Raw genomic sequence first — 11,761 nt, 5'->3', positions numbered from 1 at the left:
AAAGGACCTAGGACGTTGGCCTCGCGCCGGATACTATGAAACGAGCCGCGCGGTCCATACGTCACTCCCGGGTCAGCGTGACGGTCTCATGCGCGATCGCACGGAAGTGCGCCGCCGCAGGCATGAGTTGCGGACCTCGGAAGGCGACCGCCAGCTCCGCCCATCCAGGGGCGCCGCTCAGCTCCCTGAACACCACTCCCTGCGGCCGCAGCGCCTGGGCCGACATCGGCGCGATGGTGATCCCAAGCCCCGCTTCCACCATGCCGACGACCGACGGCCAGGAGCTGGCTTCCTGGTGGATGAGCGGCGAGAAGCCCGCGCCGAGACACATGCTGGTGATCGTGTCGTGCAGGCCTGGAGCCGCGTGCCGGGGAAAGAGGATGAAGGGTTCGCTCGCCAGCGAGGCCAGGGCAACGACCTTCTGGCGCGCTCTGGGGTGCCGCGCGGGGAGCGCTAGCACGAACCGTTCCCGGAGCAGCTGTTCGACCGTCACTCCGTCATGCCGAAAAGGGGCCCGGACGATGGCGAGATCCAGATCGCCGGTGCTGAGCGCGACACCGACGTCCAGCTTCTCGCGATCGTCGAGCTCGAGCTTCACCTCCGGAAACCGTGACCGGAACCGGAGCACGATGCGAGGGAGGATCCCGAAGGCCGACGACGCACCGAAGCCGACCCTCAGGGGCCCTGTCTCTCCTTGGGCTGCCCGCCGGACCGTGGAGATCACCTCCACGCGCCTCGACAGCAGCTCCCGGGCGTCGTCCAGGAAGCGGCTCCCCGCGGGGGTCAGAGCCACGCGGCGACTCGTCCGGGTGAGCAGCTCCACCCCCAGCTCGGCCTCGAGCTTGCGGATCTGCTGGCTGAACGGCGGCTGGGCCATCCCTACCCGGGCAGCGGCCCGGCCGAAGTGCAGCTCCTCCGCTACGGCGACGAAGAGCTGAAGCTGGCGGAATTCCATATCCAGACGCTATCCGTCTGAATCCAGGGTGAAAGAGATATTGGTAGTGCATGATCCCGTTTCCTACCCTGCGGTCATGCGACGCCTCCTCTTCCGCTTCGGCATCCTGATCACCACCCTCGCGGGTACGCCCATGCTGGCGCTCGAGCCCGGTGCTCCAGCCTCCGCCACGCCGGACAAGCAGCTGCAGGCGCGGCTGGACCTCTCCGATCAGTACCTGCGGCTCCCGCAGCTCGTTCGCGACAGCCTGATCCCGCAGCAATGGCTCCGAGAGGGAGACCAGCTGATCTTCTGGTCGGCGGTGGGGCCGGACGCGGGCACCTGGATTTTGGTTCATGCTCGGACCGGAGCCATGAAGCCGCTGCTGCCCAGCGCCGAGCTGCGGACCCAGCTCTCACGGCTGATGGGGAAGCCGGTTCAGCTGCCGGACCAGCTGGGCTTCGCCATCGCTCCGGACCAGCGGGGGATCGTCTTTCGGATCGAGGAACGTTTCTTCGGCCTGGGCCTGTCGGATGGCCGCGTCACGGCGCTGGCTCCGACGGACCTGGCTGCCCTGGCCTCGTCCCGAGGCAACCTCCTCGCTCCCGATGGTCAAGCCGTCGCGGTGCAGCGCGATGGTGGCTTCGCGGTGCTGGGTGGCGACGGACGCACGCGGATCGAACGCAGCGGAGAGGAGAACTACGGCTGGCAGCTTCCCGAGAGGGCCTGGTCTCCCGACAGCCGCTTCCTGATGGTCTGGCGCAACGATCTGCGCGGCGCTCACAAGATTCCGATCGTGGACTACTCGAGTGCCCTCGAGCGGGTGACCCTGGTTCCCTACGTCAAGACGGGCACGCCGCTGGGGCGCTCGGAGTTCTACGTGATCGAACCGGCCACCGGCCGCGTGACCCCCATCCCTCCCCTGGAAGAAGAGACCTATGACTGGTTCGCCGGCTGGCGCCCCGGCAGCGGAGAGGCGCTGATCCTTCACATGTCGCGCGACGGCAAGCGGCTGGACCTCTCCGCGGTGGAGCCTGGCTCGGGGAAGCGCCGGCGGGTGCTGCGCGAGGAGCGGCCGGAGAGCTTCGTGGCCGGGTTGGACTTCGCCGAGGAGGGCTGGGCACGCCAAGTGACACCGCTGCCGGACGACACCGGCTTCCTCTGGTTGTCCGAGCGTGACGGATGGCGGCACGTCTACCTGTACGACTTCGCAGGGAAGCTCGTGCGCCAGGTCACCCGAGGCGCCTTCCCCATCCATCAAGTGGCCGGCGTCGCGCCGAAGGGCGACGCGGTCTTCCTGCTGGCCTCCGCCGACAGCGCTGCGCCGTACGAGCACCTGCTCTACCGGGGAAGCCTCAAGGGCGGCGCGCTGAAGCGGATGTCGTCAGGCTCGGGCATCCACCGGATCGCCTTCTCCCCTTCCGGCAGCTACTACGTGGACGCCTGGTCCTCTCGGACGCAGCCGCGGCTGCGGGACATGGTGTCCACGGACGGCAAGACCCGCTTTCGTCTCACGACGGCCGATGCGAGCGCCCTCGAGGAGCTGGGCTACAAGCCTCCGGAGGCACTCACCGTCCTGGCCGCCGATGGCACCACGCCCCTGCACGGCGTGCTCTACAAGCCGCGCGATTTCGACCCGGCCAGGCGCTATCCGGTCATCGCCTATATCTATGCAGGACAATTCATGACGGTCGTGCCCTGGAACTTCATCGGCACCGCCTCGTCGCTCCACGCACAGGGCCTCGCGCAGATGGGCTTCATCGTCATGGTGCTCGATCCCCGGGGCACTCCGGGCCGGAGCAAAGCCTTTCAGGACGCGACCTATGGCCGGGTCGGCCAGACCGAGATTCCCGACTACGTCGCGGGCCTCAAGCAGGCCGCCACCACCCGTCCCTGGATGGATATGGAGCGTGTCGGGATCTTCGGCCACTCGTGGGGCGGCTACTTCGCCCTGCGTGGCATGCTGATGGCTCCGGAGTTCTTCAAGGCGGGCTACGCGGGAGCCCCGGGCGCGCTGGAGGAGGAGGCGATCATCAACGAGCCCTACCTCGGCCTCCCCAGCGTGAATCCCGCCGGCTACCAGGCCGGGTCCAACATGGCCCTGGCCGGGAACCTTCAAGGGCCGCTCAAGATGATGCATGGCTCCAGCGACGTGAACGCCTCCCTCTCCACGACGATGCGCATGGCCGACGCGCTGATCCGCGCAGGCAAGCACTTCGAGATGCTCATCATGCCGGGAGAGCCCCACGGTCCCCGGCCGCCCGCGGACCGCTACTACTTCGACGACATCCAGCTGTTCTTCGTCCGAACCCTCGGCGGTCCACGCTGAGCCATTCGGCTTCTAGGTCCACCGGACCGTGTCGTAGCAAACCGTTCCCCCTGCCGACCTATCAGGTAGGATGCCACAGAAGCGGGAGGCGACGGCCTTCCGCGCTGTGAGGCATCTCCATGGAACGCGCGTCAGAGCCCACGGGTCTTCTCTTCGGTCCTCCCCTGGGCACCCGGGTGCACGACTGGCTGTTGGTGGACTACCACGGGCACGGCGCCTATGGGGTGGTCTACCGCGCCGTCCGCATCGGCCAGGCGTCCGCAGGCCCCGTGGCTCTCAAGATGGCCATGCGCCCGTGGGATCCGCGCTTCATGCGGGAGGTGGGGCTGCTGTCGCTCGTGCACCACCCGAGCATCCCGCGACTGCTCGGCCATGGCTTCTGGCGGCACCCATCGGGCACGTTCTTTCCGTACATCATCATGGAGTGGATTCAGGGCACGCCGCTGTACACGTGGGCGCTCGAGCACCACCCCACGAACCTGCAGGTGCTCCAGATGCTGGCGCAGCTGGCACGGGCGCTCGAAGCGACCCATGCCGCCGGCGCGGTGCACCGGGACGTGAAGGGCGACAATATGCTGGTGCGCCACTCGGATGGCCAGGCCGTGCTGACGGACTTTGGCGCCGGCAACTATCCCTGTGCCGCGAGGTTGACGTGGGAGCCCCTGCCGCCGGGGACTCCGCCCTACCGCTCTCCCGAAGCGTGGCTGTTCGAGCGCCGCTCCGAGCACTCCCAGGACGCTCATTACGTGGCCGGACCCGCGGATGACGTGTACGCGCTGGGAGTGACAGCCTACCGGCTCGTCACCGGCGAGTATCCCTTCACCGCTGGGCTCCTACAGGATGACGCAGGCGCCTGGACTTTGGATGCGCTCCCCCTGCCCTCTCCCCAGGAACTCAATCCGCGCTTGGATGCCCAGCTCAGCGCGCTCATTGTCCGCATGCTCTCAGTGTCCCCAGAGGCTCGCGGCACCGCCAGAGAACTCGCAGAAGCACTGGAAGCCGCTGCGTCATGTGTGGAGAAGCAGGCGGGAGGCTCTCGCATCCCTCCTCGAGTGGGCGGGAGGTCGTGGAGCATCCGGAGCGCATGGGTGCTCGCGGGAGCACTCCTCGTGCTTTGGGCCTGGAAGGCCGTGCACGCGCCATCCCACATCGAGTCCGTGGAAGAGCCGGTGGCCTCGCTCTCAAAACGAACAGAGAGAGACACCGCCAACCTGGGCGAGACGACGCCACAGCCCCAGCCGCCACCGGAACAAAGCTCCTCCCAGCCCAAGACGATCAGCCAAGCCCCACCTCCGGAGCCCTTTCCGGGACAGCTCACCCCTGATGCGAAAGGCCGCTGCCCTGGCTCCAAGCAGATTTCCCTCAACGGAGGCTGCTGGGTGGAAGTTCCCACCAAAGATGCCGAGGAGTGCGAGAAGAACAGCTTGGTCTTCATCAAGGGCCGCTGCTACGCACCATCTATGGGCACGCGCCGCAAACCGCCGCCCACGTCCGCGCCTCCGGATTTCCGATAACCTCAGTACCAGCCACTAAAGAACATGCAGATCGTCCACTTCGACTGTGTAGGCTTCACCCTGCTTGATCGCCGTCACCGAAAGTGTCAGGTCGCTGCGGCCTTCCTCCCGGGTCCACAGAGGTACATCTAGGGTGACCGCACCCGGCTGAGACGTCTGCGCATAGACATCTACAAGCATCTCACCGTCAACTGGCAAGGGAACGAGAGTCCGCCCATACTGCTCGACAGCCGTTCTCAACTCCTCCTCAGTGAGGCGCCCTGCTCGACCATCCGCGGCGATCTCCGCATACCGCCCTGCCGCCAGATCCTCTATCAGACGCCGAACCTGACCCATCAATTTCATGTCCACGGTGGGGCCTCCTACCGGTTGCCAGGGATTCTGGTCGGTGTTGATGGCGTGACACCGATCGATTTGAAGTAGTCATCGGCGCGGCCAATCAGCGTTTGCGCCTCCTCATGAGACAGTCCCGCGCGTCGCAGGGCCTCATAGGCGATCCTGCGCTCGTCCGCATAGGTCCCTCCCCCAGCCTGACGCTGAACCTGAGTCGCCTCATAGTGTGCAGTGCCAACGCGCGTCGCTGGCCCCTTCAGTTCAACAGCAGGGGCTGCACGACTGTCATATCCGGGCAGCTCACGAACGGCGGCATCTTGAATCACATGGTGCGCGTCCTTGATGCCAGCATTCTTGAGATCACCGTAAGTGCCTGCCCTGAATCTTCCCACGGTGCTGCTTGAACTGTCGCGAGCCACCATGGCGACTGCATTGGGAGCCAGCGCGATGGTGACGCCCTCGGCAGTGATGGCGACCGACTCCACCTGGGCCAGAGAAGGGGCCGTGAAGCGGAGGTTCAGCTGCGTCTCGGCCACCACCGCCGCTTGCCCGGCCCCTGGCAACTTCGGCAATGTCGCAGCCATCCCCGAAGCCGTGTTTCCCAGGGCCACCGTGCCCAACATGACGAAGGCTCGTGCCGCCTTCTCCCCCATTGTGTCCCCGAACTTCTCTCCGGACGCGGAGATGCCGTCGAAGGTGGTGGCCTGATCCACTTCCTTCATCAACACCAGCCACCCATCCATGAGCCGCCATACCGTGTCCCAGCCCAGGTAGGCGATGGCCCCCAGCGTCAACAGCGCCGCCACGCCCTTGCTCACCGGCTCGGGCAGGGCGAGCAATATTGCGTACATGGTCAGGCCGCCCACTACGGTCGCCACCACCGCCTGGGGGTTCACCATCCGGGCGAGTTCCTCTTTCATGGCCCCCAGCACCTTGCTGTGAGCAATGGCCATGGCCAGCGCGTACTTGGCATCCCCATCCAGGAAGGGCTTGTCCACCAGCAACCGCAGGCAATCTCCGCCGCCCCAGAGTTCCTCGCACCACAGCAGGTAGCGGCGCTTCAGTTCCCCGTCCTCGGGCAGCAATCGCAGGTTCGGGGTACTCCCCGGCTCCGAGGCCATGAGCCGCTGACTCCTGCCTTCGTACCAGAACCAACCGCTTCGCTCCGGCACATCGAACAACCGCCCGGCGTATTCTAGAGGCCGCTCCACGGCTGGCACGGAGGGGGAGTGCTCGGCTACGGCTTCCTTGAACTTCTCTTGGCTCACCTCCACCGGCCCCAAGTCACGGCGCGGGACGTGGATGATCGGCCTGCCCTGGCCTGTGTCCAGGCGGACGACCTTCGTTGGGGTGCACCCCACGAGGGATGCGAACAGCAGCACAACCGCCCAGCGCTTCATGGGGAGCCTCCTAGTTTCAGGCGCACCTTCAAGCGCTCCACCGAGGCGTTGGGCCGCCCCATGAAGGAGTCGAGCAGACGTTGCTCGACTCCCACCTCTTCCCAGACAGCCGAGTACTCAAGCCCAATACCTCTTGGGGTTCCGCGCTCCTCGAATTGCCTGCGGTGCCGAAGATCCTGCAGTCGCGGAAGTTCCCAATGTCCTGGGTATAGTGGAGGATAGGTTGAGAAAACGGCTCCTCCAGTTCCCTCCACCCGATGAGTTCCCACGCTCTCTCCTCCATATGGCGAACCATTAATCGTAATAGGCATCATGCGGCAACTTGAGCACCCGGCCGTACCCCCAAGAGCCGTCGGCAAGAGGTATTCTCAAGAACGAGCCCGGCTTGTAGATCCGCAGCATCTCTAGTATCCCGCGTAAGGGTGAAGTGGGCCCACAGTTCCGTGGCGGCATCGTGGAAGCGTCGGCCTTGCGGATTGTCTTTTGCCACGCCGCGCACGGCGTTCTCGGTCTGGTAGGGCTCTCCGGTGTCGGAGCGGGCTCCCCCGAGGAAATCAATCAATTGCTGCTCTCTTCCGCGAATCCGCCAATAGGCGACGTCGTCGTATCTCCGACTGTCGTCAACGGCGGTGCCCACATCGAATCGATCAGTCCTCGCGAGCTCGAACAGAGGGTTCTGAGGTTCCACGTTCTCGTCCAGGTGGTGGTTCCTATCTCTCAGGAGCACCGCCAGAAGCGGAGCAGGAGCAGTGAGCAAGGCAAGACCGTGTCTTTCATCCAATTCTTTGGCTCTGCCTTGCAGGGAGCCATCACCCTCCAAGGAGAGGCAAGATCGGCCAGTGTTCACCCAGTCTGCAGTCGCCCAATTAACCTGAAACTTTGGAACTGCCTGTCTTGAGCCCATGCCAAGGAACATATGAGCAGAACTCCAACTGCGCCCCGAACGACCGCTTCATATGACCTCTATGAGAAAGTCGATGCTTGGGTTCTGCTTTAGGACTCAAGCGCTGACGACTTTGTCTTTCAAGCATCCAGAAAGGAGGTGTCCCAGAGAATTGCGAATGTGCGAACCGCTGCAGACATGTAGAGGTTGCCGCTGTAGGCAATTGGATTAAGCCTACTGATCATATGCACGGGAAGGTTATCCTCGCTCTGCGATACCCTGCATTTGCCTCCAGATGATGCGTACATCCTCAGCTCGGACATTTAGCGAACACCGAGCCACAATACGCTCCCATTGGGCGACGTCGGCCGTTTCCACGAACGCTTTAAATTTGGACGCCGCAGATGGCGTGAGTGCGCCGTGCGCATGACGGAATTCATCACCCACAGCTTGTGAAAAAGCTCTAGGTACTCCTAGAAGAGAGGCCACCGCCGCCTCGGGAGAGTGGACGCCGTACTGAATATAGGTAGGCAGCATGGCATCTTTGGGTGGAATCTTATCCACGTCGATATTTGCTCGCATGCTCCAGCCACGAAGGTAAGCGTGCGCGCCCCACGAGATGGTCTGTGATACCTTGCTGTAAACGTAAGCACCCGCTTTGCGAGTCTGTTCAGGAAGGTCTTTCCCTCTGAATTCGGATGCAAGCTTATGAATGGGGGACCCGTCCATCCAACCTTGGACGATGCGTGCGACGGCTTGCACATCCATCTGGCCTTCACCAAGCCCGATAGCTAGGTTGAGTTCTGGTAGCCATTGGAGCGCATCGACAAGGTGGTCAAGCCCTCTCTGCCGCTGGCGCAGAATCTCCCCAGGACCGCTGCGCAGCACCTCATCATGCGTGATCTGAGCGAAGAGCGAGTCGAAACTGAAGGAACCAAGTCCGGTAGTATCCGCAATCTTCAGATACCCGGTATTCTTACCGCCGATCTCCCTAAGATAGGATCGAGCAATGGTTCTGAGCCGCTGTGCTTGTACTCCAGACTTTACCTGTCTGTTAGCCAAACTTGCTTGGAGGAGTTCCTCTAGGTCGGCAGTGGCCTTCGCTGGGCCTAACGTTGCGGCAGCATGCGCCAAGTACTGAATGAAAGGCCTGAGTTCAGGATGCTTTTTATAAAGCTCTTTGAGCGAGGCCCCGTCGCCTAACTGCCCAAGAATTGAGAGAAGAGCCGATGTGAGCGACTCCGATAGGCTTGAGGAATATTTCTCCCAGTGCTCGCGGTCTTGGGGATTGACGAAGACAATAACACCACGGTCCGCAACACCAACCCTGCCTGCACGGCCAGCAATGTTCCAGAACTCTCCTGGCGTCAGAGGACCTGCGCCTTCGGGCTTGTGAACCGACTGCACAAGAACTGCGGCCACAGGGAAATTCATTCCTTGTGCAAGGGTCGACGTTGCTGCCACAAACTTGATGGTGCCAGCGCGGATCTGGTCCTCAACAAGATACCTCAAAGTGGGCGACAAGGCAGAATGGTGAAATGCAACTCCCCGCTCAAGACAATTTGCAAGGAGACTCTCATCACCATAGTCATGGCGGGCTAGTGCTATCGCAACTCGGAGGGCCGGAGTTGTCGAAGCCAGCACGGGTTGAGCAAAAGCAACCTTACTGGCTACTTGTTCGGCAGCAACACGCGAATTGCTGCATATTGTCAAAACTGTGCCAAGCTTGCTAAAGCGTTCATAAAGATAGGCGACACGATCTTGAGCGGAGTTGACTAAGCCGGCGGGCACGTCAACATGCACTTTGAGGTTGTCCGGCTTTCGCGCGCTCTCGTGCGGTTCCTTCCATTCAACTGTGAGTGCACGATTCTTTCCTCCACCCTTGATTGTTGCGAGGCCTAAAAGGACGCGAGAAGGGCGCCAATGGACCGAAATGGGTGTCCCACGGCTTTCGCCAAGCCAACTTGCAATCTGAGAGGCATTTTCGACGAAGGGGGTGAGTAATAGGAGGCGTGTCGCTGGATGCTCACGACGGAGGTTCGCGAGAAGCAATTCTAACCGCACTCCTCGCTCGGAGTCTTTAAGGAGGTGTGCTTCGTCTACGATAACGAGGCGCAGTGTTTCTGCCCATGTAGGATGGGCTCTCAACAGCAGATCGAGCTTCTCGGGAGTGGCAACAATTACGCCATCGGACGATTCAAGCAATTCGAGTTCAAAGGGGTCCTCTTCGAACGCGCTCCCAGCGACCGATACCTGAATACCCACTCTCGCCAAGTCTTCCCCAAGTGTCCGACGAATTTGGGTTGCCAATGCTCGAGTGGGGCAGAGATAGATGGCGCGAGTGCCAGTCTTATATGCCTCAAAAGCTTGAACTATCGCGAATTCGGCAAGAAGGGTCTTTCCCGCGCTAGTCGGCATTTGAAGGACAACAGCGACTCTGGTTGGGTCAAGAAGATGCTGACGTAAAGCCTCTTGCTGAGAAGGCAGAAGACTGAAGACCGGTTTTTCGCGTTCATTGCTAGTAATTGTTGCGAGTAGTGCATCGAGACCTTCTGAAATGCCTCGTGCCTGGGTCCAGAGAGAATCGCTCCGGATGCATTCCAAGACGAGTGCCACACCGGTCAGCCAAAGCAGTGCCTCTGGGTCTCCTGCAAGTTCGAGGTACTCTTCGGCACGCGTGAGAAGGCGTCGCAATTGTGGGGCAAAGTCTCGATTCTTTCTTTCCCCATTTCCTGCAGCGCCAGAGAGGAGGAACTCGGATGTTCGAATCGTCGCTTCAGCAAGGTGATATAAGCCAAGTAGCCCGAATGCACCTGACTTCGTGCTCTGCTGCTCAAACCGCTGCGATTCAGCAGTCTTCTGATTCACCATTAGTTGACGAATGACTTCGCCAGATTCTGCGACATCAGCATGATCTCGCTGACGCACAAGATGTACTAACGACCGTCCAATATCGTTACGTACCCGCTGGTCCCACATGGGCTGCGCAGTAGCAGCTCTCGCCAACGCGGTTCCAACCAAGGGACGATGGAGCATGAAGCGTACGTCGCTTGGTCGCCGGGCTGCTAAGCCGGAAGCGACTGCGAGGATGAGGTCGTCTATGGATGGAGACGCTCCTTGTGCCTCCATGGCACTGAGGTACCCAGTCCACTTATAGAACACCGCACGCCAAGCCTGTTCATGTACAGCGTCGAGTGCATCTGTGTCGTTGCGAAGGAAGTCAGAGCCGCCGAGTTCGTTAATTCGCTGAGCGAAGGCGGTCACTGCTGCTACTCGCAGCCGAGCCTCGGCTTTTGGTGGAGTGGTTACTGTGTCAATGCCCAGACGAACAGCAAGTTCGGCGGTATCAACCTTGCTCAGGAGGGTGGATACTTCTTGGGCTTCAGCAAGTTGGAGGAACTCGTCCATCAGTCAGCCCTCGCCTTCAACATGACTGAGTGGCCAAAGTCTCCGAGCGTAATACCTACGCCTAATACGAGTCCATACGTCGTGGCAGGGGAAAAGTTGGCGACCGCGTTCATGACTGAACCGAGGTCATCTAAATGGGCCGAAATCTTTCCGCGAACGAGTACTGGAGCAACGACAATCTTCGGGAGAACAGCTTTCCCCAGAAGTTCCAGCATCTTGATGATGGAAGCCTTCACTGCTGCGCTCTTCACTCGCAGTAGTAACGCGGTGAGAGTGCGGCACAGCTTGTCTGGCTCCTTAGGTGCTTTCGTACACTCTTTGATGAGTTCTTGAGCGATAGCAGGAGGCCGATTCGCATCGTCACTTCCTTTAACGGTCACTAACACGAGAGCAGTCGAGTTGCCTATTGTGACGAAGCCGCACCCGTCGAATCCCAAGACAGGTTGGTTCGCGTTCTGCTTACCGGCCTGCTCCGAAATAGGAAAATCAATTGCATAGACGTCTGCCAAAGCAGCCTTTGCAAGAACCTCTGCCGTCTCAGCCCGGAAGTTTGAAAGCCGCCTAGGCTTGTCTCCTTCGGCCTTTGGATCCGGTAGTCCTCGGCCAAATGCCTTCATGATGCTTGAGAGGTCGAAGTCTGCTGCAACGGAAGGGTCTACCTGACCAAGCTGAGCCAAGAATTCCTGCTCGCCGTAGGCTGCCCGCACCATTGCCGCAGCATCCTCTTCTAGGGTGACATCGGGCTTGCACCCACACGTTACTGCTGCCCAGCGATGGGCTTCTGGCAGTGGCGTATCCTGCTGGGCGATGACCGAGAAGTGCATGCGCTGATCTTGGTGGAGGTTTGCGAAAAGTGCAGATTACTATGGGCCAAGCAGTCTCCGGGAAGAGATTCTACGCACAGGTAGGGAAATGTGCCCACTTCCGACCGGCATAACCGCCCAGTCGCGGCTCTTGGAC

Annotated in this window: 6 protein-coding genes and 1 pseudogene; 2 read left to right on the top strand and 5 right to left on the bottom strand. The window is 61.4% G+C overall.

Annotated features, from left to right (window positions below):
• Nucleotides 1-61: 61 nt before the first annotated feature.
• Complete coding sequence (locus DB31_RS33425; protein WP_044195508.1) at nt 62-955, bottom strand: LysR family transcriptional regulator; 894 nt, start codon at nt 953-955, stop codon at nt 62-64.
• A gap of 76 nt (nt 956-1,031) precedes the next feature.
• Between DB31_RS33425 and DB31_RS33420 the strand changes: the two genes are divergently transcribed.
• Together DB31_RS33420 and DB31_RS33415 are read left to right on the top strand one after the other, a co-directional pair.
• The gene (locus tag DB31_RS33420) at nt 1,032-3,263 is read left to right on the top strand and encodes a S9 family peptidase (RefSeq protein ID WP_044195505.1); all 2,232 of its coding nucleotides are present in this window, start codon (nt 1,032-1,034) and stop codon (nt 3,261-3,263) included.
• 119 nt (nt 3,264-3,382) lie between these two features.
• Entirely contained in the window at nt 3,383-4,777 is a 1,395-nt protein-coding gene (locus DB31_RS33415) for a serine/threonine-protein kinase (protein WP_044195502.1), read from the top strand.
• A 15-nt stretch (nt 4,778-4,792) separates the two neighbouring features.
• On the opposite strand, the gene DB31_RS33410 is transcribed toward DB31_RS33415, so the two are convergent.
• From DB31_RS33410 to DB31_RS49260, 4 genes and pseudogenes are all read right to left on the bottom strand, one after another.
• Entirely contained in the window at nt 4,793-5,122 is a 330-nt protein-coding gene (locus DB31_RS33410) for a DUF7668 domain-containing protein (RefSeq protein WP_420806733.1), read from the bottom strand.
• A 374-nt stretch (nt 5,123-5,496) separates the two neighbouring features.
• Nucleotides 5,497-6,510: pseudogene (gene sitA5 / locus DB31_RS33405) on the bottom strand (SitA5 family polymorphic toxin); the annotation flags it as partial.
• A gap of 1,141 nt (nt 6,511-7,651) precedes the next feature.
• Nucleotides 7,652-10,801, bottom strand: a complete 3,150-nt coding sequence (locus DB31_RS47205; protein ID WP_083968990.1) for a DEAD/DEAH box helicase — start codon at nt 10,799-10,801, stop codon at nt 7,652-7,654.
• Complete coding sequence (locus DB31_RS49260; RefSeq protein ID WP_157232304.1) at nt 10,801-11,625, bottom strand: hypothetical protein; 825 nt, start codon at nt 11,623-11,625, stop codon at nt 10,801-10,803. The genes DB31_RS47205 and DB31_RS49260 overlap by 1 nt, the downstream gene beginning before the upstream one ends.
• Nucleotides 11,626-11,761: the final 136 nt, after the last annotated feature.

Source organism: Hyalangium minutum (assembly GCF_000737315.1).
Lineage (GTDB): Bacteria > Myxococcota > Myxococcia > Myxococcales > Myxococcaceae > Hyalangium > Hyalangium minutum.
Note: the sequence above shows the minus strand (reverse complement) of the source record. Positions and strands in the feature narration are given on the sequence as shown.